This is a genomic window from Sporofaciens sp. JLR.KK001 (genome assembly GCF_036941055.1).
Classification (GTDB): Bacteria; Bacillota; Clostridia; order Lachnospirales; family Lachnospiraceae; genus Sporofaciens.
In genome coordinates, this window is sequence record NZ_JAYMNO010000001.1 from 1,362,414 (window position 1) to 1,388,512 (window position 26,099).

Below are 26,099 nucleotides of genomic sequence, written 5' to 3' on the forward strand. Positions count from 1 at the left end.
ATATACATATTTAAAGGAGCAACGGCATGTCATCACTTGTTTACGTCAAAAATCCAAATGGTAAAACCTATGTTTACAGCAACACTTCAATTTATGATAAGGAAACTAAAAAAGTCAAACATATCCGCAAGAGCATTGGGCATCTGGATCCAGTAACAGGTGAAGTGGTTCCCAACCGCAGGAAAGGCGATGCTGCCCGTAAAAGGGCTCAAACGGAAGAACCTGCTGGCCGCTGTGTTGTGAAAAATACCGGCATACAGTCCCTTTTGGATAAAGCTGTTTCAGACATAGGGCTGATGGAACCGCTCAGTACAGTCTTTCCGGATGACTGGAGATGCATACTGACATGTGCGTATTACCTTGTCAGCGAAGGCGGGGCATTGCGCCACGTTGACCAGTGGCAGCGGATGTATCCATCACCGTGCCGTTCCCTGCTTGCAAGCCAGCGGGTGAGCGAACTCCTTGTAAGGATTACGCCCACACTGCAACAGGACTTTTTCAGCAGGTGGATTGATGTAAACAGCCAGAAGGATGTCTATGCAATGGATATCACCAGTGTATCTTCCTATAGCGAACTGATCGACTTTGTCCGCTGGGGATACAACCGTGACGGGGAAAAACTGCCACAGATCAACCTCCTTATGCTCACTGGTGTCACTTCCCATATGCCGCTGTATTACAGGATCATTCCCGGCAGCATTAAAGATGTGAACGCTCTGGAAGACAGCATAGCTAATATATCCGTTCTGGAGAGCCCAACATGCCATTTTGTCATGGACAAAGGCTTTTATAGTGAACCGAACCTTGACGCAATGTATGCCAGCCATAAAAAGTTCCTGATTGGAGTACCTTTTACTGTCGGTTTTGCCTGCAAGGCAGTGGAACACCACAGAGACAGCATCCGTTCCCATCATAATTACTGTACAGTCTTTGGGGATGGACTGTATGCGGTCACGGAATCTTCCAATTGGAAAGGGCATCGGTTCTATATCCACATCTACCACGATATTTTCAAGGCGGCGTCAGACGAACGGAATTTTGACCATACCCTGCACTGCTGTTATGAAGAACTTATGGCCGGCAGGCATGTAAAGGAGCATGCCTCTTATTATGATAAGTTCTTCTTGATCCATAAAACTCCTATAAGAGGCATCAGGGTGGATTACAATGAGGAAGCCATTAGCAAGCATAAAAGGAACCATATCGGCTGGTTCGTGCTTGTAAGTAATCACATTAAGGATACGACAAAAGCTCTTGAGGTGTACCGGAGCAAGGATGCTGTTGAGAAATGTTTCGATGATCTCAAAAATGATCTTGATATGAAACGTTTGCGTATCCATTCAGCGGCAGCTATGGAAGGCAGAATCTTCATACAGTTTATTGCACTTCTGATCACAACTCGTCTAAAGCAGGTGATGAATGAAGCCGGATGGTATAAAAATCATGATCTTCAAAAAGTAATAAGTGAAATGAAAACTGTCCGTAGTGTCAGTATAAATGGAACACGAAAAAAATACACAACGGAACTTACGCCATTTCAAAAAGACATATATGAGTTATATGGGCTGACACCTTAAACATGTGTATAATTTGAACGGGATTTTAGGTTGTATTTCTGTTTTCCATGCTAGGCGGGGAAACCATTGCAAAGATATTTGCAGAGAATAACAGGAATGTTTTGAGATTACCAAGAATGGATTCAGCATTTTTTCATTCAGTTTTTTGTTCTCAGGATGCAATATTTTTTCATCTGCTTTATTCCCGCGAACAACGAGCCAAGGGGGCATGCTTGCATGCACATTTGGCGACTGTCGCGGGGGCTTTGACTTACGGCATTATCGAACGGAAAAGCATCTGCAGCCATATCTTTCCTGCGGACGTTTGGATTTATTACAGTGTTCCTTTTGGTATTGCCGGAATTCTTAGAGGTGACGGGTGTATGGCTTGCTGTTCCGCTTGCGGAGTTTTTCACGCTGATGCTGACGGTTGCTTTGTTGGTGGCATATAAGTCAGCTAGATAGTTATCTGAGTCAGTGAGAATACCGATTTTGCTGCGTGTCAGTGCTGCGTGTCAGAGATTCTGCTGCGCGATCCGTATAAAATCCCGTGCGTAGGCCGGAAGATAAGCTCCTTTGCGGAAGGCGATCGTAAGCGTGCTGAACGCCCCCTCGTCGCCGACGGAAAAGCACAGAGGAGGTTCCTGAAGCTCAATATTTTTCATATAATTTTCAGGGATGAAGCACAGTCCCATCCCCTTTTGGCATAGCTTGACACAGGTCACAGTGTTCCTCGTGCGTATGGGAACAGACGGGTAGATTCCGTATTTTTCAAATAATTCAAGCGCGATCTGCCCGGTCGTCTGTTCCGGGAAGTGCAGGATAAACGGCTCCTGACCAAGCAGCCGAAGATCGATCCAGGGATATTCTTTTCCGTCTTTTTTCACGCCAAGAGATGCCAGAGGATGCCCCTTTGGCATCACAAGCAGCACTTCTTCCTTAAGAAGCGTCTCGTATTCCAGCTTAGGGTGCGGCTTTGCCTCATTAAAGATCGCAAAGTCAAGCTGATCGTCCAGAAGCAGTTTTTCCTGAATGGCATAGGTCTCCTCTCTTAGGTTGACACGGACTCCCGGGTATTGCTTGTGGAATACCGTCATGATCTGAGGAACCATGCATGAGCTGCGCATCAGCGGAAATGCAATATTCAGTTCGCCCTCGTTGTAGGAGGTAAGATCCTGCAGCTCCTTCTCCCAGTCCTGGTTCACCGCCAGTATCTTCTTGGCATACTCCATATACCTTCGTCCCAGATAGGTTGCCGTATAGCTGTTCCCGCTGCGGACGAAGAGCTTCCCGTTCACTTCGCGCTCAAGCCTCTGCAGATATTTTGTCAGAGTCGGCTGAGAGATATATAACTCCTGAGCTGCTTTAGTAAGATTCTGATGCTTTGCAATGCATAAGATATAGTTCAATTCCTGAAAATTCATGCTTCGCTCCCTGATATATTCCAATTTGGCATAGTTTTTATGGAAAATATGAATTGGACATTCTATTTTCCTCATCATACTATAAATATAGGACTATTATCAAGAGGAAAAGGAGTAAAACAAATGAAAAACTGGCTTGAAAAACAATTTAAACTGTCAGCATTCCAAACAGATGTGAAAACAGAGCTTCTGGCGGGATTGACCACATTCGTCACAATGGCCTATGTCCTTGCAACCGTTCCCAATATTCTGGGCGGAGCCGGTCTGGACAAGCATATAGTGCTTACGGCGATGGTTCTTCTGATCATTCTGACGAGCTGCGCAATGGCGCTTTATACGAACCGTCCGTTTGCGTTGGCGCCGGGACTCGGCAGCGTGGGGATCGTGGCTTCCATGATATCCAATGAAGGGATCAGCGCGCCGATCGCTGCGGGCGTTATCTTCTGGAGCGGTATCCTGTTTATCCTGATCTCATTCCTGGGGCTTAGAGAAGCCGTTGTGCGTGTGATCCCGGTGAGTATGAAGCATGCGGTGAGCGCTGGCATCGGTCTGTTTATCGCCCTTTTGGGTGCGAAGAACTGCGGGCTGATCGTAGCAAATGCGGATAAGAATAATCTTGCATTCGGAGACCTGACTTCTCCGTCCGTGATCGTTGCAGTAATCGGCTTCATTCTGCTTCTTGTCATCAAGGTCCGCAACATTCCGGGCGGAATGATCCTGGCAATTCTGGTCACCACCGTGATCGGCATTCCGTTTGGGGTGACGAAGCTTCCGGAGAGCCTGTTCTCACTTCCGGCCAATATAGGGAAGCAGTTCCTTCAGGTCGATTTTGCGGGGGCTTTGAATTTTGCGTATATTCCGTTTTTGATCGCGCTGTTTGTTCCTGACTTCTTCTCTACGTTCGGGACTGTGCTCGGCGTGGGCGCGAAGGCGGGGTATCTGGATGAGGACGGCAATCTTCCGGGAATTGACAAATGTTTTAAGGTAGACGCGGTCGCGACCAGCTTCGGTGCGTTATTCACTATGCCGAGCATGACTACTTATCTTGAATCCTCCGCAGGTGTAGAAGCCGGCGGCAAGACCGGGCTGACAGTGGTTTTCACAAGTATATTCTTCGCGCTGTCGCTGTTTTTAGCGCCTATAGCGCTGATCATTCCATCCGCGGCAACAGGGCCGATGCTTATCTTTATCGGTATGAATATGCTGAGCGGAATGCGCAATGTGAATTATTCAGACATCACAGAATATGTACCGGCGTTTATCTGTGTTACATTTACGATATTTGCAAATAATATCGCGAACGGAATCTGCGTTGCGCTTCCGGCATATCTGATCATGAAGATCGCGGCGGGGAAGATCAAGGAGATCGAGCCTGTTATGTATGTGCTTGTGGTAGTCTGCATGCTCTATTTCTATACTATTGTTTAAGGAGGAAGCTTTATGGAATCAGTTTCTTTGCTGATCAGGAACGCGAAGGTATTCAACACTTATCTGAAGCGGTTTATTCCTGCGGATGTCTCTGTGAAGGACGGCAGATTCTATTATATTGACCGGAAGCGGGATACGGACTTTCAGGCGGAAGCCGTGCTGGATGCCGATGGGAAATATATGATTCCGGGACTTGTGGATATTCACATGCATATCGAGAGCAGTATGATGACGCCGGAGCCTTTTGGAGACTGCGTCGCGGCGTACGGTGTGACAACGATCGTATCAGAGCCTCACGAGATGGCTAATGTCAAGGGGACCCGCGGAGTTCTGGAGATGATCTCTGCGGCGAAGGATGCGCCGATCGACATTTTCTACGGGATACCGAGCAGCGTGCCGTCAACCAATGAGAAGCTTGAGACCACAGGGGGGATCATTGACTGCGGCGCCATGAAGCATCTGCTGAATGAAGAGGATGTTGTCTGTGTGGGGGAGATCATGAATTACAGGCAGATCATCCGGGAAAATGATCTGGAGATCACGAAGTTTCTGGATTATCTTTGCAAGGAGCATCCGGGTTATGTAATCGAGGGGCATTGCCCGTCGCTTCTGGATCTGGATCTTGCCAGGTTCTTATATCTGGGGATTGACGGCGATCATACGGAACATACTCTGGAAGAGGTGAAGCAGCGGATCGAAAACGGCATGTTCTTCGAGATACAGGACAAGATGCTGAAACCGGAAGTGCTGGAATATATCTGTCAAAATCAGCTCTATGAATACTGCGGTTTTGTGACGGACGATACCATGGCGGATGTCCTCTACGAGAAAGGGCAGCTTAACTATGTTGTACAGAAGGCAATAGAGACCGGGTTCCCTGCGGAAATGGCGATCTACTGCGCCACATACACGCCGAGCCGAAGGATGCATCTGTATGACAGAGGAGTGATTGCGCCCGGCAAGCTTGCAGACTTTGTACTGCTTGACGACCCTGCGGTGATGGAGCCGTCGTATGTATACAAGAACGGCGTTCAGATCTTCTCGCAGAAAAACAGGCGGGAGGTTCCGGTATCCTACCGGTTCCCGGAAGATTTTTACCGGAGTGTCTGCCTGCCGCCGGTGACGCTTGCGGATTTTGGGGTCAGGGCGGATAACGGCAGAGATGAAGTTACCGTTCGCGTGATAGAGGTGCACCCGGACCGGACGCAGACGGAGGAGAAGCTGATTGCCATGCCGGTGCGGGATCATATAGTGGATTGGAAGGGCAGCGGGTGCCTGCTTGCTATGGTCTTAGAACGTCATGGGAAAAACGGGAATATCGGTTACGGATTCATTACCGGCTCATGCCTGAATACCGGAACCGTTGCCGCCACGTATTTCCATGATCATCACAATCTTTTTGTTGCAGGGGACGACCCGGAGGATATGCTGTTCGCTGTGAGAAGGATTCAAGAACTGCAGGGAGGATTCCTGACCGTTAAGGGCAAAAAGGTCCTTGCAGAGCTGGCGCTGCCGGTGTGCGGCATACTTTCCGAGCAGGGAGTCAGAGAGACGGCTCTCGGGCTTAGAGCAGTCCGGGACAGCCTTAAGGATCTGGGGTATCGGCACAGTAATCCGGTTATGTCGCTTGGAACTCTGGGACTTCCGGTAAGCCCCGCGTTAAAACTGACGGATAAAGGGCTTGTGGATGTGAAGCGAAGCGAGATCGTACCGCTGATCGTGGAGTGATGCGACTTCTGTTATCGCATTTGATCCGCATGATATTTCTGGTGATCTGGACTTGAAGTATGCCGCTGTCATTAACCGTTACGGAGCGGGCACGATCGGGCAGGCTGTTGTCAGATCCTACGGGATACTTAAACTGATTGAGAGAGGGCTGACTTTCTGGTATACTTACCTTAAGAAAGCGAGGGATTCTATGAATTATTCAGAAATTGAAGGAAAGCAGTATCATATCCAGGTAGGCGAGGGGGACGTGGGCAAGTATGTGATCATGCCGGGAGATCCTAAGCGCTGTGCGAAGATCGCGAAATATTTTGATGACGCGAAGCTGATGGCGGACAGCCGGGAATATGTTACCTACACGGGGTATCTGGATGGAGTGAAGGTGAGTGTGACGTCTACAGGGATCGGAGGCCCGTCGGCATCCATAGCGATGGAAGAGCTGGTAATGTCAGGGGCCGATACATTTATCCGGATCGGAACCTGCGGCGGCATGCAGACGGAAGTGATGAGCGGTGACGTCGTGATCGCAAGCGGTGCGATCCGTATGGAAGGAACCAGCCGGGAGTATGCGCCGATCGAATTCCCGGCGGTAGCGGATATCCGGATCGTTAATGCATTGACGGATGCAGCCGGGAAGCTGGGAGGGAATTATCATGTAGGGGTGGTACAGTGTAAGGATTCCTTCTATGGACAGCATTCTCCAGAGACCAAACCGGTCAGTTATGAACTGCTGAACAAGTGGGAAGCATGGAAGAGACTGGGATGTCTGGCATCTGAGATGGAATCGGCGGCGTTGTTCGTCGTTGCAAGCAGCCTGCGTGTCAGAGTAGGTTCTTGCTTCCTTGTGGTCGCGAATCAGGAGCGGGAGAAGGAAGGGCTTCCCAACCCGGTCGTTCACGATACGGATATGGCGGTACGGGTGGCGGTTGAAGCGCTGCGGACTTTGATCAGAGAGGATAGGAATCAGATTTATTCTTATGTGCCTTGTAGAAGCAGGTGTGAACAATAACTGGCATGACAGCCGCAACCGTGAATATGTAAAAGAGGGCTTCTCAAAAATGGTCAATGGATTATAATAATAGTTATAACCATTGACCATTTTAGTCAGCGAGGTTTTGATATGAATGAGAAATTCTATTTCCTGCCGATTGAGAAACAGCAGAGGATCATCAATGCCGGATTCCGTGTGTTCTCCCAGAATACTTATAAGAAGAGTCCCATGCAGGAGATTGCGGATGAGGCGGGAATCAGCAAATCCCTTCTGTTTCACTATTTTCATAATAAGAAGGAGCTGTATCTGTTTTTGTGGGAGAAAGCGGCGGATATCACGATCGAGTATCTTACCCGGAATCACTGCTATGAGTGCAGGGACCTGTTCGAGATGATGGAACGCGGGATGTACGCGAAGATTCAGATCATGTGTCAATATCCGGATATATCTGCGTTTGCCATGAAAGCATTCTATGAGAAGGATCCGGCTGTTTGCGAAGATATCCAGAGAAGCTACCGGAAGTACTTTAACAGGAAGGCGGCGGATGCCCTTGCAGGGCTTGACCCGGAGGATTTTATCCCGGGACTGGATCTGGCGATGATGCATCGCCAGATTTACCTGATGTCTGTGGGTTATCTGTGGGAGATATCTCAGCAGGGTGAGGTTCTGGAGGCGAAGACATTGGAAGCGGATTTCTCGGAGATGCTGGCATTCTGGAAGAATGTGTATCTGAGAAAGGAGTCTTGAGAGATAATGGATGCAATAAAGACGAATTCACTAACGAAATATTATGGAAGATCACGGGGAATCACGGATATGAATCTGACGGTAGAAGAGGGGGATTTCTTCGGATTTATCGGACCGAACGGAGCCGGGAAGAGCACTACTATCCGGATTCTTCTGGGCCTGATCGCTCCAACGGACGGGAGTGCGCAGATTCTTGGGAGGGATAGTATCCGGCAGAGAGAAGAGATCCTTTCACATGTAGGATACATGCCCTCGGAAGCATCCTTTTACCGCAATATGAGGGTGAAGGATGTGATAAAACTCTCCGCGGATCTAAGGGGCAGGAACTGCCGTGCGGAAGCGGCGAACCTCTGCGATCGATTGGAATTGGATGTGAGTAAGAAGATCCGCGAGCTGTCTCTTGGCAACCGTAAGAAGGTATCTATCGTCTGTGCGCTGCAGCATGAGCCGGAGGTGTGTATCTTAGATGAGCCGACAAGTGGACTGGACCCGTTGATGCAGCGGGAATTCTATGCCATACTGGAAGAGCGTAACGCCAAAGGTGCGACCATATTCGTCTCTTCACATATTCTCTCGGAGATTCAGCGGAACTGCCGTCATGCTGCCATCATCCGGGAAGGACGCCTGTTAGTCTCAGACACTACGGAGAGCCTGGGGCATACCGATACTAGGCGGGTGAGGCTAAGCGGTGTCGGCGTCTTGCCAGAGCTTACACAGGTCAAAGACATACAAACAGACGGGGATTCCATAAGCTTCCTCTACGGCGGAGATCTTAACATTCTGCTTCGTACCCTGTCCGAGCTGCCGCTTACGGATATCTCCATAACCGAACCGGATCTGGAAGAGATATTCATGCATTATTATGATACAAGCGTCAAAAAGTCATTATATTGAAAAGGAGAATTGATATGACTCTGATCAAACATGAATTAAGGCAGGGAAAAGTAACTTTGATGATATGGACGGCCGTGATCGCATTTATGCTAGCGCTCTGTGTTCTGATCTATCCGGAGATGGAGACGCAGATGGGGGATGTAAGCACTATGTTTGCCGAGATGGGCAGTTTTTCAGCCGCATTTGGCATGGATCGGTTGAATTTCGGTGAATTCATGGGGTTTTTTGGTGTGGAATGCGGTAACATCCTTGGGCTTGGAGGAGCATTTTTCTCGGCGCTTCTTGGTATCTCCGTCCTGTCGAAAGAGGAGAGGGAGCAGACGGCAGAATTCCTGTTGACGCACCCGGTAAGCCGGCGGAAGATTGTAATGCGGAAATATATTTCCATAATGATACAGATCCTGTTTCTGAATATTGCTGTTATTGCCGTTACCTTATTGTCTATGCAGATAATCGGGGAATCACTGGATAACCGTCCGCTTTTTCTTCTGTTTCTTGCGTATTATGTCCTGCAGGTTGAGGTGGCGTCGGTCTGCTTTGGAATCTCTGCGTTCCTGAGTCACGGCGGTATGGGAGTCGGGCTTGGAATGGCGGCGCTTCTTTATTTCCTTAATATCATCGCAAACCTGACGGAAGACGCAAAATTCCTGAAATATATCACGCCGTTTGGATATACGGAGGGTGCGGATATTATAGCGGATGAATGTCTGAACATGGAGTATCTCTCTGTGGGGCTGGTGTTTACAGTAATTGGAATCAGTGCGGGCTTCTATCGGTATTGTAAGAAAGATATTCTTTGAGTGCTGCCAATCTCCTGGTTATACTAAAGCGAGGTGGCAAATCTTAAGATGTCTCAGTACTTGGATAAGTCAGTCTATCTTTATATAGAAATAAAGTTTGTGAAAAGCTTCTAAAATTAGAAGCTTTTTTTTGTGCAAAAGAGAGAGGATGAACATTTGTCGAACGGTTAGTTATTGACATATCCGTGTGAGTCATGTATGATACGATTCACATACAGACAGCGCTGTCAAGTATGGATCTAATTCATCTAAGTGAATTTCTTATTAATCAGATTTATATCAATCTGTATGGAAGGTTCTGTGCGATACCTTCCGTTCTTAAAAAACCCATGTGAGACCTATTATCTAAGATCATCAGAAAGAGGAGGAAGATTGCCTATGAGTATCAGAATGAACACAGAGGATGTCATTGCCAGAGGACGCGAGATTGGAAGTCATGTGGAGGATGTTACGGCGCTCCAGAATTATCTGAATGACGTTGTGAACCGCCAGCTCCCGGAGTTATGGGAAGGAAGCGGCTATGAAGGGTTCGCCGCCCGAGTGGCGGAGTTGGCGCCGAGCTTTGGCGCGATGCGGGAGCTTATCAGTGCCATCGGCCAGGGAGTCGTGATGAATGCACAGCAGTATGCGGAGTTCGATCGGGCAGCAGGCGCTATGAACCGCGGTTAGGAGGCGGAAGTTGGTCATTACATTTGTGGCAGATAACAAGAAGCTTGATATCATGGTGCAGCCGGAGCAGAAGATAGAAGAGGTATACCAGAGGCTTCAGGGAAACGGCTATTTCACATCGGTATGCCATGGAAGGCAGGTCAGGGTATATTCACTTCGGCAGAAGGCATATTTGAATTCTATGCTCAGTTTCCGGGAAGGACACGTCTTCCAGGGAGATATTCTCCTCGTTGAGTGTGAGTTGTATTAGAGACCGATTGTATAAAGGGGGGAAGGAGAGTTGAGAGACAGGATACGAAGAAGCGATATGACGGCGAAGACGGTTTATGATTTCCGGCGGTTGGAGGAGAGTCATCATCTGCTGCTTCCCTGCAAGATCGAAGAAGAGAAGGAAACCATCTGCATGAGTTACGATCTGCGGGGAATGCAGACGTTAGAGGGGATAAAAGAGGCGGACAGGCCTGTGAGGCTGGCGCTTTTGATCGCGGCGGCGGAACTTGAGGAATTGTATTTGCGATATGAATTCTCACTGGAGCCTGAGAATCTATACTATGATATCTTGGGCAGAGTGAGAGTGAAGAGACGTGATTGTACCCTGCCCGGCGGGAAGGACCGGAGGAAGGAATTCTTAAGACGGTATCAGGCGTTGATCGGGTATGTAATGGATGGAGCCAGAACCTATGAGGATTATCTGTATGGGGAGCCGGAGCTTCTGACTGCAAAGGAGCCGGATGCAGAATTCTTTGAACCTGAGACAGTGCAGGAAGAGAAGAAGCTGCTTGTGGAAGCTTATGAAAGCTGTCTGGAACACGAGAAGAAATGTATGAAGAAGGTGGAGAGAAGAACTTACGAGCGGCTGGTCAGGGCATGCACGGCTTCGGCGATCATGCTGGTTCTGCTGATTGCGGCTTTTCTCTATATCTGACCAATAGGAGCCGGTTTATGAGATATTTGCTTACGGAGACGGGGTATGGTTATTGTGAGATGCCCTTGGAGGAAGACGGATATAGATATCAGGAGAATATATGGCAGTTTAAGGATAGAGAGCTCGTATTCTGCCTTAGCGGGGAAAGGCGCCTATTTTGGCGGGATGAGAATCTAACCGTCTCCTCCGGGGAAGAAGCCGTACTCCGGATACTGGCTCTAAAGAGCCGTTTTTATATCAGAGGGATGCGGGTATTCTATGAAGCCGCAGACGAGGATCATCTCTATCGAAACCAGAGGAAGATGCCGACGGGAGATTTCCAGATGCACTCCGGCGATGTGCTGTTTCTCAGGAATCTAAAGCTTGAAGTCTGGGAAGACCAGATCGCCGTCTGGGGTTCTCCGGATGCTTATAAGACCGTACTTCCAGAGTGCCCGCCGGTACAGAATCCCGAGGGGTTTCCAGTCTGCAAACGCTCACCAAGGCTGATAAAAAGGCCGTCAACGGAAAAAATCTTGATAGAATTCCCAAATGAAAAAGAAAAACAGAAGAAGAAAGAACTCCTTATGGCGGTTATGCCCCCGCTTGGTATGGCAGCGGTGACGTTCATCATCGGTCTGATTGCAGGACGAGGTGTCTATCTGATTCTCTCTGCGGCAGGCGCGGGGGTGACGGCTCTTTTCTCCGTGATAAAATATATGGACGATAAGCGGGGGCGAAAGGAGCGGAACCAGAAGAGAGAAGAACAGTATAGAGAATATCTCTGGGGGAAGAAAAAGGAGATTACACAGATGTATGAACAGGAACAGGAAATCTATGCCTATCAGTATCCAGATACGGCGGACCTGTGCGAGATGGTGAGGCGGTATGACAGCAGGATTTATGAGAGGATGTATTCGGATAATGATTTTCTTACTGTGCTGATCGGGCATTATTTGGGCAAACCGGCATATACGGCGGAAGGAAAGAAACCGGCATGGGATGCAGATAAGGATCTGTTGGCCGAGCTTGCGGGACAGATTGTGCGAAGATACTCGCTTGTGGATAAGCCGAAGGCGGTCAATCTTAAGAAAGCACATCTTGGGCTGACAGGGGCAAAGGACGTCCTGCATCAACAGATTAAGATATTGACAGTCCAGCTTGCATTTTTCCACAGTTATCATGACCTTCAAATTATTGCAGTCTATGACCCGATATACGAAGAGGAATTTGCCTGGATGCGCTGGCTTCCTCATCTGCGGCTGCGTTCTGTGAATGTGCTTGGCATGGTTAGTTCCCCGCGGGCAAGGGATCTTGTGCTTGGAAGCATGTACCAGATATTGAAGGATCGGGCAGGAAGGTCTGGAGACGGGAAGAAGACGGGCGGATATCTGCCGCATTATCTGTTCCTGATCGATGAACCGGCTTGGATACTGAACCATGGAATTATGGAATATCTGTATATGGATGGGAGCGCATTGGGCTTTTCAGTTGTATATACCAGTGATATCCAGGCCCGCCTTCCAGAATTCATCGGAACGATGCTGTCTATCCAGAATTCCGAGGAAGGAGTGCTGCTGACGGAGGCGGGAGAGTATCTGGAACAGGGATTAAAGCTGTATGATGCCCGGGATGCAGACTGTGAGTGGATGGCAAGAAATCTGGGCGTGTTGGTGCATGAACAGAGAAGAGGGGGCCAAATTCCCGAACAGGTCACTTTCTTTGAAATGTACGGGATCCGGCATCCGGAAGAGCTTGATATAAAAAGCCGGTGGAAGAAGGGGGAATCCTATAAGTCTCTGGCAGTACCTCTGGGAATGCGGTCGAGAGATGATATTCTGTATCTGAATCTTCATGAGAAGGCCCATGGTCCTCACGGCCTTATAGCCGGAACGACCGGTTCCGGCAAATCAGAGCTGATCCAGAGTTATATTCTGTCGTTGGCAGTGAATTTTCACCCTCATGAAGTTGGATTCTTGCTGATCGACTATAAAGGGGGCGGGATGGCAAGTTTGTTCCATGAACTTCCGCATCATCTGGGAACGATCACGAATCTGGACGGCCAGGGCGGTGTGAGGGCATTGATTTCAGTTAAGGCGGAGCTGTCCCGGAGACAGAGGATATTCGGGAGCTATCATGTGAACCATATCAACGGCTATATGAAGCTGTTCAAGGAAGGAAAAGCGTCTGAAGCGATTCCGCATCTTTTTATCATCAGTGATGAGTTCGCGGAGCTTAAGAAGGAGCAGCCTGATTTCATGAAGGAGCTGATCTCGGCGGCGCGTATAGGGAGAAGCCTTGGGGTGCATTTGATCCTGGCAACGCAGAAGCCTTCCGGCGTTGTGGATGAGCAGATATGGAGTAACAGCCGGTTTAAGCTGTGTCTGAAGGTGCAGGAGGAAATGGACAGCAAAGAGGTCTTGAGGACGATGGATGCAGCGAATATTGCGATACCCGGAAGAGCCTATCTTAAGGTGGGAAATAACGAGACCTATGAATTGTTCCAGGCGGCGTTAAGTAAAGCGCCGTACAGAGAAGATACTGGCGGGGATGCGGCTGATGAACGTATTTATGTGGTGAATGAATTGGGGCAGGGAGAACTGGTCAATAAGGATCTAAGCGGCAGAGAAGGGGAATATCGTTCCGGCAGGACACAGCTTGAGGCGGCAGTGGAGCAGATCTGCAAGATTGCAGAGGAGGAAGGCAAAGTAGAAGTGAAAAAGCCTTGGATGCCGCCCCTTAAGAGCATGCTCATCAGTCCATATGCAGCCCAAGGAGAACGGAAGGAAGCAGGCAGAACAGAAAAGAATCTGTCAGTATGTATCGGGAAGCTGGATATCCCGGAGATGCAGGAGCAAAGAGAGATGGAGTATTGTCCTGAAAGGGACGGGAATCTGCTGTTTGTGGCTTCCGCCGGTTTTGGTAAGACGGTATTTTTAACGACTGTGCTGACAAGCTTTGCAGTTTCTTATGATGTGGATATGGTGAATTTCTATATCGTAGACTGCGGAAATCATGGCTGTATGCCTTTGAAGGAACTGCCGCACACAGCCGATTATATCTCTCTTGATGATGAAGAGCGGTACCAGAAGTTTAAGAAGCTGATTATGGAAGAGATCACTGCCCGAAAGAAGCTGTTAGCGAAGTCGGCGTGCTCTTCATGGGAGACTTGCCGGGACTTGTCAGGAAATCCGCGAAGGGCCGTGATCGTTGCGGTAGATCAGTTGGATGTTGTGAAAGAGATGGGGATAGAAGAGGAAGAATTCTTTATGAAGCTTACACGGGACGGTTTGGGACTTGGAATCTATACCATTGCAGCGGCAGCAAGGGTCAGTGCGGTCCGTCAGGCTACTTTGAATAATTTCAAAAATAAGCTGGCAGGATATAATTTTGATGAAAATGAGACATTCCTGGCCGCGGGAAGAACGGTATACAGACAGACGGAGGTCAAAGGACGCGTATTGACAGGCGGCGAGTCTGTGCATGAGGCGCAGCTCTATGTTATGGAAGACTGCACAGAGCGTGCGTTCTATACAAGGGGATTGAAGACGCTCATACAAGAGATCCGCAGGAGCTGTCCTGGCAGGGAAGCGCCGCATATCTCGGTTCTGCCGCAGGAATTTGGCTCAGGGATGTTAAGGGATTATACGAGTGATGGGAGCAGTTATCTGGTCGGCCTGGATGCAGAAGAGGTAGTGGGGAAAGGCTTCGATCAGACGGCGGGCTTGTTTGTGATCATTGGGAATACAGGAACCGGGAAGACGAATATCCTTAAGGTACTCGCGGATCAGGCGGGAGATTTGGGGAAGACTTACCTGTTTGATTCAAAGAGCATGGAGCTCTATGCACTCCGGCAGAATTCCAATACACTGTACGTGGATGGGAAGAAGGCGTTGGAACTTTTTATGGAGGAATTGTCGGAGGAACTGAAAAGCAGGAGGAAGTTCTTGCAGGAGAGACTTCAGGCATGCCCGGGGATGCTTCCCAGGCAGGTGATCGAAGAAATGTCGTTTTACACGGTCTTGATAGATGATCTGGATGATTTCGCGGAATTTGTGAATATGGAGCTTGACAGGATAGCGGCGATGCTCAAAGAGGGAAGAACGCTTGGAGTTAATTGTATTGTCACAGTACATGCGGCGAAGGTGCACGGCATCAGTGAGATGGACCGAATGGTGAAGCAGGCGGCAAACGGGCTTGTGCTGGGACCGCAGGGGATCGTGCCCATCTTCCCGGTTGCGAGTATGAGGGAGTATCCGAAGTTTGGGGACGGACTGCTCTTTAAGAACGGTGTATATCGCAGAGTCCGTATTCCAGAAAGCAGATATGAGGAGAAAGGAAATGGCAGATAGAATAAATATTGATCAGGGCAGGGTTGAAGAGAAAGCAGGACAGATAAGAGGCGCGGCAGCCTATCTAGTGAATGTACCATTAACGCCGCAGGACAATAAAACGACCCTTCCCGCCAATGAAAAGGGCAGGGAGGCATACGGAAGGTCCCAGGAGCGGATTGCCGCTCTTGGGAGTCTGTTAGATCAGGAAGTGAAGAATATCCGGGGGCTTGGCGCGGCATTTGCACAATTTGATGAGATGATGGGGCAGTTGAGGGGGAACGGCAATCGGTATCCGGTCTTATCAGCAAAATGACAGGGGGTGAAAGTGATGCAAAGAACTGATTATCTGAATCCGTCTGAATTGAAGTGTCAGTGCGCCAAAGCGGCGAACCGCCTTGAGGAGGATCAAAGGGCGCTTGAGACCGTCTATCAGAGTATTGGCCGGTTTGCAGGAGACAGTGAGATAGAGAGCACAGCGTTTGACACGCTCAAACAGCAGCTTGCGGATTATCAGCTTCTTATAGAAGGGATGCAGATTGCCAATGATGCGGATGCGGCGGATTTTAGAAGCCTCGGCGATCTTGCAGGCAGTGAAGTGCTGGACGGAGAGAACATATTCTGTCAGATGGAAAATGCAAATAATATGAAGGAGAGTTATCTCTCGAGTGAAGTCTTCTTCCGAAGAAAAATGGCGGCGGAAGGAGAGCCTCTGCTATCGCTGTATTACTGGCGGAAAGCAGAGCAGTACGCTCGCCTTGCCGATAACAGCCAGAGACTATATGAGAAATGGTTGGAAAAGACGGAACGTTTTGATGAGATCGCCGCATCGACGGCCCATCTGTTTGCAGACAGTGGAGATATCGAGTCCTGGATACAAAAAGGACTGGACGAAATCGGCGGCGCATTCCAAATGGGCAGATACATGCCGGTCTTTCAGAGCGAATGGCGCAGTCAGATCAGGAATGCAGGTGTGCGTCTTGCCATGTGCTGCGGAGATAAAGGCGGGGATCAGAACGGCCCCTATACCTTATGGCAGAGAGGGGAAGCCTCTGACAGGGAGAGCCTGCGGGAACTGGTCCGAAGTTATGAAGAGTATTCGGATTATTCGGATGAAGAAATCGGGATGCTGCTGACCAGGCTGAACAGTGAAGGCTGCGGATATGTGGCATTTGCCAATATCATTGTGGATGCGTACAGGAGAAAAGAAGAGGAGTTTGAGAAAATATTTGGATTTCCCCTGTTTCTTGAAGATGTAAATGGAGACACATATGTTAACTATGATCATCTTATCGTGGATCTGTATTGTGCCAGTGATAATCATAACAGAGCAGGAATCGCCGGATGGACATATGACGTTTATAATGCTGACGAGGACAGTTCGGCAACGTTTGGAAGGGGAACAACGCAGGAGGACAGGGTGTATCGGTTTGAGAGATATATGAGGAGTTATGGATTGCAGGCAGGGATCGAGAATATTGAGTGTACGCCTGATGAGATCTACGGCAGATGTGAGGAAGAGATCAGTCAGGGGAAACGGATCATTATAAGTACCTGTCCGGTCAGGCTGGTGGATGAAGCGGATGAACCAGCTTATATGGATGGCGGTCATGCGATGACGGTGACCGGGCTTATGGACGACGGCAGAATAGAGGTCTCATCCTGGGGAGAGAAGTATTATATCACTCCGGAGGATTCGGATTACAGGGAACCGGACAAGAACCGGGCAAGGGATGCATATATAAGGATCCAGTCTGTTGAATTATGACGGATATACCGGAGGAAAGCATATGAGAAGATATCTTGGATTCATTGTAATAACCGTGTTGACGTTGGTGATGTGCTGGATTGGACAGGGATGTAAGAAGGAGGAGGATATGGAACAGGTACATCAGGAGTATAAGCTTGCCGGGAAGCTTAAGATTCCGTCGGTAGAAGCTGCAGAGAACAATCAGTATATATATTGCTATAACCATGAACTGTGCCAGGACAAAGGGTTGATAGACGGAGACAGTCTCAGCCGGTATTATCTGTGTATGCAGGCAGTATACAGGGCGAATCTGGATGCGTATCTGCTGGAAATTCTTGATCTTGGAGCGTTGGATGATGAGTTGAAGAACAGCGGACTGGGATTCGTAAGCAAGAAACCTGCGAATAAGAATCTGTATGAGAGAGAATCCACGATGGGGTTGGAATTTATCTATCTGAGGAATAATCTTTACATCGAATATCTGGAGAAAGACCAGCTAAAGCTTCTGGAGACTCAGCTGAAAGAGGGAACGGCAGCAGTGACGGATGAGCTTAAGCGGATGGCAGGGGAAACCTGTAAGGAGGTCATAAGGGTCAGGAATCCCAGGAATCGAGAAGATCAAGGCAGCTTCCTCTATTCGGAAGCGCAGGGAAGGAAGCCCAGGATTCCCAACGAGGCGTTGGTACTGCAGATTTCGAATGCTGAGAGATACGATGCATCCGGCAATTTTCTTCCAACGGACAATATGAAAGAGAAATGTGAATATCTGGATAAGATCAAGTTGAAAAAGGAGAGAGAATATTCCGGGATAATTGGAACGAAGGTGTATATTCTTCTGGAGTGAGGAGATAGTAACGGGAGGCCGGCAATGATAGAAAATGCGGAAGAATTATGGCAGAGGTGCAGGAGACTTAAGAAGGAGGAAGAAGAAGAGGATAGAGAGACCGGTCTGTATTATCAGCGGCTTGGATATATGCTTGAACATTGTGCTGAAAATGACAGGGAGATCCGCGGATTGTTAGAGGATCAGCAGGGAATGATCAATGCTTTGTGTATGAGTAAAAGAGAATTTATGGATATTTTGTCTATTCATGTGTCTTGTCATATGTAATATACAGTGATATAATGGGGTGAATTTAAAAAAGGAGACAAGGGATATGAGTATTACGGAAGAAATCCAGAGATTAAAAAAAGAGAAGAATGCAGTGATTCTTGCACATTATTATGTGGCCCCTGAGGTGCAGGAGATTGCAGATTATGTCGGAGATTCGTTCTATCTAAGTAAAGCAGCAGTTGATCTGAAGGAGCGGACGATTGTGTTCTGCGGGGTGTCCTTTATGGGAGAGAGCGCTAAGATACTGAACCCAAACAAGACGGTCCTAATGCCGGAGCTGTCAGCTGATTGTGCAATGGCGCATATGGCAGATGCAGAGACGATCCAAAGGATGCGGGAAGAATACGAGGATCTTGCGGTGGTGTGCTATATTAATTCTACAGCCGAGTTAAAGAAGCATTCGGATGTCTGTGTCACTTCGTCGAATGCGGTGAAAATTGTGAAAGCGCTGCCGAATCGGAACATATTTTTCATACCGGACAGGAATCTTGCACACTTTGTAGCAGAACAGGTGCCAAAGAAGCATTTTGTATATAATGAAGGGTACTGTCCGGTCCACGAGAAGATGGCGGTACATGAGATTCAGAAGGAGAAGGAGCTTCACCCGCAGGCAGAGATTCTGACTCATCCGGAATGCCCGCAGGCGGTGCGGGAGATGTCGGATTATATCGGGAGTACGTCTGGGATCATTGCATACGCCCATAAGAGTGAGTGTCAGGAATTCATTATATGTACGGAGACGGGGGTCCGGTTTGAACTTGAAAGACAGAACCCTGGGAAGAGATTCTATTTCACCGAGACGGAACCAGTCTGTCAGGATATGAAGATGATCACATTAGAGAAGATCAGAGATGTGCTGAAGAACGGCGAAAATGAGATTCATGTGACAAAAGAGCTCAGGGAAGGTTCGGTCAGGCCTCTTGAGCGGATGCTTGAGCTGGCGTAATCGGGGGAAGATGAAGATGGAGATACATACGGATGCAGTCATAGTAGGAAGTGGGGTAGCAGGCTTATACAGCGCACTTAAGCTTCCGGAAGATATGAAGGTTGTGCTGATCACCAAATCAGATCTGGAGAGCAGTGATTCCTTTCTGGCACAGGGCGGAATCTGTGTACAGAGAGACGAGGAAGACTATGACAGTTATTTTGAGGATACGATGAAGGCAGGGCATTATGAGAACCGCCGGGAGTCTGTAGATATTATGATCCGGGGTTCACGGGCGGTGATCCAGGACCTGGTCGGTTACGGAGTCCGGTTCGAGCAGGAGAACGGGGAATTCATATATACGAGAGAGGGGGCGCATTCAAGGCCGCGGATATTATTTCACGAGGATATTACAGGGAAAGAGATTACCAGTACTCTGCTTGAGCGGGTGAAGGAGCTTGCGAACGTGACGATCTATGAGTATACGGAGATGACAGATATTATAGAAGAAAATGGCGCATGTGCGGGAATTCTGGCCGGGAAGGCGGATGGGACGGATCAGGAGCAGCGGGAGACACTTAAGATTTATGCAGATCATACGATTCTTGCCAGCGGCGGAATCGGCGGTAATTATCAGCATTCTACGAATTTCCCGCATCTGACCGGCGATGCGGTCAGAATAGCGAAGGCGCATGGGATACGTCTGGAGAATCTGGATTATGTTCAGATTCATCCGACAACGCTCTATTCCCTGAAACCTGGACGCAGATTTCTGATCTCGGAATCTGTGCGGGGAGAAGGGGCAGTGCTGTATAACCATAAGAAAGAGCGGTTTGTGGACGAACTGCTTCCGCGTGATGTCGTGGCACAGGCCATCAGGGAACAGATGGAAGCAGAGGGTACAGATTATGTATGGCTCTCTATGGAGCCGATCCCAAGGGAGAAGATCTTAAAGCATTTCCCGAATATTTACCGGCATTGTCTGGAAGAGGGGTATGATGTGACGAAGGAGTGGATCCCGGTGGTGCCGGCCCAGCATTATTTTATGGGAGGGATCTGGGTGGATTCGGACAGCCATACGTCGATGGACAGGCTGTATGCGGTAGGAGAGACCAGCTGTAACGGTGTTCATGGTGCGAACCGTCTGGCAAGCAATTCTCTGCTTGAGAGTCTGGTGTTCGCAGGAAGAGCAGCCGAAAAGATAAAAGAAGATAAGGAGAGTGGATTGATATGAATAAGATAACGATGATCCTGCAGGCGGATCAATTGATCCTGGAGGCGCTGAGAGAGGATATATCCAGTGAGGATGTGACGACGAATTCTGTGATGAAGGAAGCAGTAAAAGGAGAGGTGGACCTGATCTGCAAGCAGGATGGGATCATAGCGGGCCTGGATGTTTTCAGGAGAGTATTCCAACTGCTGGATGAGAAGACTGAGGTCGAGTTCTATTGTGCGGACGGAGACGAAGTGAAGAAAGGGCAGTTGATGGGGAAGGTAACAGGTGATATCAGAGTCCTCCTGTCCGGTGAGCGTGTCGCATTAAATTATCTCCAGCGTATGAGCGGGATCGCGACATATACGCATTCTGTTGCAGAGCTTCTCAAGGGCAGCGGAACGAAGCTGTTAGACACCCGGAAGACAACGCCTAATATGCGGATATTCGAAAAGTATGCGGTGCGTGTAGGCGGCGGGTATAATCACAGATATAATCTGTCAGACGGGGTGCTGCTTAAGGACAACCATATCGGCGCAGCGGGAAGCGTTGCCAGGGCGGTGAAGATGGCGAAGGAGTATGCGCCCTTTGTGAGGAAGATAGAGGTTGAGGCAGAGAACCTTGACATGGTAAAGGAGGCTGTGGAAGCAGGCGCCGACATTATCATGCTTGATAATATGTCTTCGGAAGAGATGAAAGAAGCTATCCGTGTGATCGGCGGACGTGCCGAGACGGAATGTTCAGGCAATGTGACGAAGGAGAATATCGGACGTCTGGTATCCCTGGGCGTGGACTATATTTCAAGCGGGGCGCTGACACATTCCGCGCCGATACTGGATATCTCTCTTAAGAACCTTCACGCGGTATAGATGAGGTTTTATGAAGGAGGGCAGATTTATGACCGGTTTGGACAGACGAGAGGATATCGTTGCGCAGATTCAGAAGAGCGCGGTTCCGCTGTCAGGTACGAAGCTGGCTGCCATATATAAGGTGAGCCGCCAGGTGATCGTGCAGGATATAGCCCTGATCCGTGCGGCAGGCTATGACATCATTTCTACGAACAGGGGATATATTCTGAATACGGCAGGTTCCGTGAGCAGGGTGTTCAAGGTGCAGCACACGGATGAACAATTAGAAGAGGAATTATGCGCGATCGTAGATCTTGGAGGAATGATTAAGAATGTAATGATCAATCACAGAGTGTACGGACGGATAGAAGCGGAATTGAATATTAATTCCAGAAGAAAGGTAGCCGAATTCATAGCGGACATTCATAGCGGCAAATCCAGGCCTCTTAAGAATATTACTTCCAATTACCATTATCATAAGGTGATTGCTGACAAAGAAGAGACTCTGGATATGATAGAAGATGTACTGCGGGAGAAGAATTATCTGGTAGATGTGAAATAAAAGTTGGCATTTTTCCTTGAAATAGGGGTATAATGGAAGTAGCAGTAAAGAGTATTTTGTACCAGGAAGGAGGAATACCAATGGCAGAACACAAGATTATTACGATTGGACGTCAGTTTGGAAGCGGGGGGCACGAGATTGGCAATATACTTGCAACAAGGCTTGATATTCCATTGTATGATAACAATCTGGTCAGGATGGCGGCAGAAAGGTTGGATATCAGAGAGGAGACAGCCAGGGCAGTAGATGAGACGACCCTGAACAGTTTCCTGACAGGATATGTGATCGCTCCGATGGAATACCGGGAAGCGATTCGGTCGGCAGATTACACGCAGCCTTTGAACGAGCAGGTATATGAGCTGCAATCCGAGATTATCCGTAAGCTGTCACAGAGAGGACCCTGTGTGATTGTGGGAAGATGTGCGGGACAGATACTTAAGGGTCATCCGATGTGTCTTGATGTGTTCATCTGCGCGGATATGGAAGACAGGATACAAAGGATTGCAAAGAGATACGATCTGTCGGAGAAGAAGGCGGCAGATAAGATCAAGCGTGTTGACCGTGAGCGGAAATATTATTACGAATCCCACACAGGACTGGAGTGGGGAAGCATATTATCCCATCAGATGCTTCTGAATGTAAGCAGGTTTGGGATAGAAGGTACGGCAGATATATTAGAGACGGTATACCGTGGACAGAGTTGATAGATGATGAAAGAAATTCTCATTGACACCAGTTTGGACGTATTGAAGATGCTGCCCTACCTGTTCGCGGCTTTTATGCTGATCGAAGTATTGGAGAAGTATTCGGGAGCATTTACCGAGAAGATACTCTTGAAGGTGGGGAGGGCAGGTCCGGTGGCGGGTGCGTTGCTTGGATGTATTCCCCAGTGTGGATTCTGTGTCGTTGCAGCGAATCTCTATACGGGCGGGATCATCTCGACGGGGACGCTTCTGTCGGTATTCATAGCGACTTCTGATGAGGCGGTGCTGATCCTGCTGGGGAATCCGGATGCGGTTGCGGCGATCGGCCCGCTGTTGGCGGCGAAAGTCGTGATCGCTGTTCTCGCCGGTTATCTGACAGACCTGTTTCTTGCCAGGTGGATAACAGTCCCCAAGGAGAGAGGAAGCCTGCGCAGGGAGTGGGGGACGCATGGGGAAGATCGCATGGAAGAGACTGGGATCGCCAGGGCGGCATGGAGACATACGGCAGAGATTCTTGTATATCTGTTTATATTTACCGGTGTGCTGAATCTTGGAGTAGAATTATTCGGGATTGAGCAGTTATCAGCCTTTTTACTGGGAGATACGATCTTCCAGCCCGTAATCGCAGCCGTGATCGGGCTGATTCCAAACTGTGCGGCCTCGGTCATTCTGACGCAGTTGTATCTGGGCAAGGCCATAACTTTTGCGTCTGTGACCGCAGGTCTGTGTACGGGGGCAGGAGTCGGACTCGCGGTGCTGTGCAGGGTGAATCATGATAAGATGGAGAACCTGAAGATCATTCTTACGTTGTTTGGATTCGGTGTGGCTGCAGGATTGATTCTCTGAGATACTATAAGTTGTGATTGCATTTCTGGAAGAATGTGTTATAATATTCACGACTCGGTGAAGAAGCTTAGGAGAAATTAGGAGGAATTATAATGGTTACAAAGAAGGAAGTATCCGAAACTAAGAAGACTGAAACTGCGAAGATATCTGCCGCGGAAGTTGCAGCAGAATCAACAGAAGCAGCGAAACCGGCAAGGGCAGTAAGAAAGAAAGCAGAGACGAAAGCGCCTGAGAAGACGACGGCAGAAGCTGCGGCAGAATCAGTGAAACCAGTTGCAGAAGCAAAGAAAGCAGAAACAAAAGCGCCTGAGAAGACACCTGAGAAGAAAGAACCTGAGAAGAAGACGTCTGCGAGATCAACAACAACGAAGAAAGATACAACAGTAAAGAAAGAAGCTACTTTGAAGAAGGATACAGTGAAGAAGTCACCTGCGAAGACAACAGCGAAGAAGGAGACTGTGAAGAAAGAGACCGTGAAGAAAGAGACAGCCAAAAAGGAGATCAAGGTGAACGCGGTTGTTGAGCATTATGGAAAACAGATAGAAGAGAACGCGATCGTTGCGAATGTGAAGAAGGCATGGACGGCATCCGGCAAGAAGATCAAGGATATCAAATCTATAGAATTATACATCAAGCCGGAAGAGAATGCCGTTTACTATGTTGTGAACGGAACAGAGACGGGAGCAATTGCATTGTACGAATAGGATTGGTTTTGAGGAATGTGGATTGGAGATAATTTACTTGAGATGACAAACGGACAGATTGATTCGCTTTTGTCAATGAATGGACAGCTTGAGACATTTTTGGCGTGGACTTCACAGATGGTATTTATTGTACGGATCGTGGCAGTCGTGATTGGGCTGATCGTCTGTTTCCTTGGGCTGAAACTGATCCGGGTATTATCGGCGATCGCAGGATTGGCAGTGGGAGCAGGGATCGGAACAGCCGTGGTTTTCGGGTTTCAATTTTCCGGTACGATGATTCCGGTTACGATACTGGTATGTGCGGTTATGGTTGCTGTGTTTGCAGCGGCAGTCCGTAAGCTGGGTGTTTTTCTGGTAGTGTTCCTATATACGGCGGGCATCGTGATGTCTCTGCGCATCCCTCAGATTATAATTCTGCTGGCTGTGTGCGGAGGGGCTGCACTGCTGATGTCGGTGCTGTCTTTGATCTGGACGGATCCGATTGTGGTAATCATTACCGGGATATCGGGAGCTCTGTCTGCCGGGATATCGGCCGCGGCGCTGCTTTTTGCCGGCGGGAATATATGGCTTGGATATGGAGTAGGAGCTGTGTTGGCATTAATCGGAATCTGGACACAGTTCATGGTGCAGTCCAGGAAGATCGGGAAGAAAGAGAAAGTATATGCCAGACAGATGAGAGACCAGGTGTCCAGGGAATCAGAGGTCGAGAAGGCTAGGCGTATACTGGAGGAGGAAGAGGACGACGACGAATCTGGCAGCAGGAAGATCAGAGGTGTCAAGAAGAGTAAGAAGAGCAAGACCACCCAGAAGACTTCTGCCAGGGATACCGGCAGTGATGATATGGAAGAAGAGGATGATGACATAACGATCATCAACGAAGAATTATGATTCAGGGGTTACTGTTTACGGGCGTGCCGGTGAGCGGTAACTTTTTTATTTTACTATAGGGAATTTCATCCATGAGGATTCGATTTGGTTGTATTTTAGAGCAGATGTGATATAATAGAACAAGACACAGGAATGTTAGAACCAGAGAAATATGAGTGAAGGAGGCCTTAGATATGAAGATTGATATGCATTGTCATGTTAAAGAGGGCTCTATCGACAGTAAAGTGGGTCTGGATGAATATATCACGAAGTTGAAAGAGCATGGATTTGAGGGAATGCTGATTACGGACCATGATACTTACAAGGGATACCGCCATTGGAAATATCACATGAAGGGGAAGGTCCACGAGGATTTTGTTGTATTGAAGGGGATCGAGTATGACACTTATGATGCGGGACATATTATCTGTATCATGCCAGAGGGGGTCAAGATGCGCCTGTTGGAGATCAAGGGATTGCCTGTGAGCGTCCTGATTGATTTCGTACACCGACACGGCGGGATCTTAGGGCCGGCACACCCTTGCGGAGAGAAGTATCTGAGTTTCGCGCATACGAAGAAGTTCTATAAGTCGCCGGAGATCATTAAGAGATTCGATTTTATTGAAGGATTTAACGCGTGTGAGCCGGAGGAGTCCAACGCAGGCGCGATGAAGCTTGCCATGAAGTATAAGAAGCCTGCCATTGGGGGCAGTGATTCTCATAAGCTGGACTGTGTGTCGTTGGCGTATACGGAGCTGCCGGAGCGGGTGACCTGCGAGACGGAGCTGATCTCGCTGATCCGTAGCAAGGTTCCGATCGGAGTAGGCGGCACGATATATGGGAAGACGACGAAGGACAAGATTGGGAAGGCGAACAAGCTTCTGGTGTACTCTTTCTGGTTCTATAACAAGGGCGGAGCTTTGTTGAAGATGCGCAAGAGGAAGGAAAAGGGCCAGGTGGAGAACCCGATCGATCCGATAGATCCGATCGAGATCCCATATCTTAAGCTGCGGGGAAGAGGTTAAGAGAACAGCATATAGGGACTTTAGAGATATCTGCAGTCCGGATCAGGGAGAGATGTGATTGTATGAGTTGCA

General features: G+C 48.6%; 25 protein-coding genes. 24 read left to right on the top strand and 1 reads right to left on the bottom strand.

Translation table 11 applies throughout. The annotated features are described in order from the left end of the window. Window positions 1-26 precede the first annotated feature (26 nt). Window positions 27-1,577, top strand: coding sequence for an IS1634 family transposase (locus VSQ62_RS07400; protein ID WP_334634052.1), 1,551 nt, complete (start codon window positions 27-29; stop codon window positions 1,575-1,577). A 494-nt stretch (window positions 1,578-2,071) separates the two neighbouring features. Here the strand turns inward: VSQ62_RS07400 and VSQ62_RS07410 are convergent, their stop codons facing one another. Then, entirely contained in the window at window positions 2,072-2,980 is a 909-nt protein-coding gene (locus tag VSQ62_RS07410) for a LysR family transcriptional regulator (protein WP_334634053.1), read from the bottom strand. Between the two features lie 123 nt (window positions 2,981-3,103). Between VSQ62_RS07410 and VSQ62_RS07415 the strand changes: the two genes are divergently transcribed. The 23 genes from VSQ62_RS07415 to VSQ62_RS07525 all read left to right on the top strand — a co-directional run bounded on the left by VSQ62_RS07415 (window position 3,104) and on the right by VSQ62_RS07525 (window position 26,027). After that, window positions 3,104-4,408: an NCS2 family permease gene (locus VSQ62_RS07415; RefSeq protein ID WP_334634055.1), complete on the top strand. Its 1,305-nt coding sequence runs from the start codon at window positions 3,104-3,106 to the stop codon at window positions 4,406-4,408. 12 nt (window positions 4,409-4,420) lie between these two features. Next, window positions 4,421-6,136, top strand: coding sequence for an adenine deaminase C-terminal domain-containing protein (locus VSQ62_RS07420; protein ID WP_334634057.1), 1,716 nt, complete (start codon window positions 4,421-4,423; stop codon window positions 6,134-6,136). A 190-nt stretch (window positions 6,137-6,326) separates the two neighbouring features. After that, the gene (gene udp, locus VSQ62_RS07425; RefSeq protein ID WP_334637595.1) at window positions 6,327-7,142 is read left to right on the top strand and encodes a uridine phosphorylase; all 816 of its coding nucleotides are present in this window, start codon (window positions 6,327-6,329) and stop codon (window positions 7,140-7,142) included. Window positions 7,143-7,253: 111 nt separating this feature from the next. Further along, entirely contained in the window at window positions 7,254-7,871 is a 618-nt protein-coding gene (locus tag VSQ62_RS07430) for a TetR/AcrR family transcriptional regulator (protein ID WP_334634059.1), read from the top strand. 6 nt (window positions 7,872-7,877) lie between these two features. Then, window positions 7,878-8,765 carry an ABC transporter ATP-binding protein gene (locus tag VSQ62_RS07435; RefSeq protein ID WP_334634060.1) on the top strand — a complete coding sequence of 296 codons (888 nt, stop codon included), beginning with the start codon at window positions 7,878-7,880 and terminating at the stop codon, window positions 8,763-8,765. A gap of 14 nt (window positions 8,766-8,779) precedes the next feature. Continuing rightward, complete coding sequence (locus VSQ62_RS07440) at window positions 8,780-9,565, top strand: DUF2705 family protein (protein WP_334634062.1); 786 nt, start codon at window positions 8,780-8,782, stop codon at window positions 9,563-9,565. 378 nt (window positions 9,566-9,943) lie between these two features. Next, the gene (locus tag VSQ62_RS07445) at window positions 9,944-10,234 is read left to right on the top strand and encodes a WXG100 family type VII secretion target (RefSeq protein ID WP_334634063.1); all 291 of its coding nucleotides are present in this window, start codon (window positions 9,944-9,946) and stop codon (window positions 10,232-10,234) included. Between the two features lie 10 nt (window positions 10,235-10,244). Continuing rightward, window positions 10,245-10,484 carry a hypothetical protein gene (locus VSQ62_RS07450; RefSeq protein WP_334634064.1) on the top strand — a complete coding sequence of 80 codons (240 nt, stop codon included), beginning with the start codon at window positions 10,245-10,247 and terminating at the stop codon, window positions 10,482-10,484. A gap of 30 nt (window positions 10,485-10,514) precedes the next feature. Continuing rightward, on the top strand, window positions 10,515-11,159 hold the full coding sequence (locus VSQ62_RS07455) for a type VII secretion protein EssB/YukC (protein WP_334634065.1): 645 nt from the start codon (window positions 10,515-10,517) through the stop codon (window positions 11,157-11,159). 17 nt (window positions 11,160-11,176) lie between these two features. Continuing rightward, the gene (gene essC / locus VSQ62_RS07460) at window positions 11,177-15,490 is read left to right on the top strand and encodes a type VII secretion protein EssC (protein ID WP_334634067.1); all 4,314 of its coding nucleotides are present in this window, start codon (window positions 11,177-11,179) and stop codon (window positions 15,488-15,490) included. Further along, window positions 15,480-15,785: a TIGR04197 family type VII secretion effector gene (locus VSQ62_RS07465; RefSeq protein WP_334634068.1), complete on the top strand. Its 306-nt coding sequence runs from the start codon at window positions 15,480-15,482 to the stop codon at window positions 15,783-15,785. The genes essC and VSQ62_RS07465 overlap by 11 nt, the downstream gene beginning before the upstream one ends. Window positions 15,786-15,800: 15 nt before the next feature. After that, a complete protein-coding gene (locus VSQ62_RS07470) occupies window positions 15,801-17,237 on the top strand; it encodes a hypothetical protein (RefSeq protein ID WP_334634069.1) in 1,437 nt (478 codons plus the stop codon). Between the two features lie 22 nt (window positions 17,238-17,259). Further along, on the top strand, window positions 17,260-18,063 hold the full coding sequence (locus VSQ62_RS07475; protein ID WP_334634070.1) for a hypothetical protein: 804 nt from the start codon (window positions 17,260-17,262) through the stop codon (window positions 18,061-18,063). A gap of 24 nt (window positions 18,064-18,087) precedes the next feature. Beyond that, a complete protein-coding gene (locus VSQ62_RS07480; protein WP_334634071.1) occupies window positions 18,088-18,330 on the top strand; it encodes a hypothetical protein in 243 nt (80 codons plus the stop codon). Window positions 18,331-18,376: 46 nt separating this feature from the next. Beyond that, the gene (nadA, locus tag VSQ62_RS07485) at window positions 18,377-19,279 is read left to right on the top strand and encodes a quinolinate synthase NadA (protein ID WP_334634072.1); all 903 of its coding nucleotides are present in this window, start codon (window positions 18,377-18,379) and stop codon (window positions 19,277-19,279) included. A 16-nt stretch (window positions 19,280-19,295) separates the two neighbouring features. Further along, on the top strand, window positions 19,296-20,492 hold the full coding sequence (locus tag VSQ62_RS07490) for an L-aspartate oxidase (protein WP_334634073.1): 1,197 nt from the start codon (window positions 19,296-19,298) through the stop codon (window positions 20,490-20,492). Beyond that, entirely contained in the window at window positions 20,489-21,340 is an 852-nt protein-coding gene (gene nadC, locus VSQ62_RS07495) for a carboxylating nicotinate-nucleotide diphosphorylase (protein WP_334634075.1), read from the top strand. The genes VSQ62_RS07490 and nadC overlap by 4 nt, the downstream gene beginning before the upstream one ends. A 28-nt stretch (window positions 21,341-21,368) precedes the next feature. Further along, complete coding sequence (locus VSQ62_RS07500; RefSeq protein WP_334634076.1) at window positions 21,369-21,881, top strand: transcription repressor NadR; 513 nt, start codon at window positions 21,369-21,371, stop codon at window positions 21,879-21,881. A gap of 80 nt (window positions 21,882-21,961) precedes the next feature. Beyond that, complete coding sequence (locus VSQ62_RS07505) at window positions 21,962-22,585, top strand: cytidylate kinase-like family protein (protein WP_334634078.1); 624 nt, start codon at window positions 21,962-21,964, stop codon at window positions 22,583-22,585. Window positions 22,586-22,588: 3 nt separating this feature from the next. Beyond that, on the top strand, window positions 22,589-23,431 hold the full coding sequence (locus VSQ62_RS07510) for a putative manganese transporter (protein ID WP_334634079.1): 843 nt from the start codon (window positions 22,589-22,591) through the stop codon (window positions 23,429-23,431). A gap of 92 nt (window positions 23,432-23,523) precedes the next feature. Further along, the gene (locus tag VSQ62_RS07515; RefSeq protein WP_334634080.1) at window positions 23,524-24,135 is read left to right on the top strand and encodes a DUF6465 family protein; all 612 of its coding nucleotides are present in this window, start codon (window positions 23,524-23,526) and stop codon (window positions 24,133-24,135) included. Window positions 24,136-24,150: 15 nt separating this feature from the next. Further along, on the top strand, window positions 24,151-25,023 hold the full coding sequence (locus VSQ62_RS07520; RefSeq protein WP_334634081.1) for a hypothetical protein: 873 nt from the start codon (window positions 24,151-24,153) through the stop codon (window positions 25,021-25,023). A gap of 173 nt (window positions 25,024-25,196) precedes the next feature. After that, window positions 25,197-26,027: a PHP domain-containing protein gene (locus VSQ62_RS07525; protein ID WP_334634082.1), complete on the top strand. Its 831-nt coding sequence runs from the start codon at window positions 25,197-25,199 to the stop codon at window positions 26,025-26,027. The last annotated feature ends 72 nt before the right edge of the window (window positions 26,028-26,099 follow it).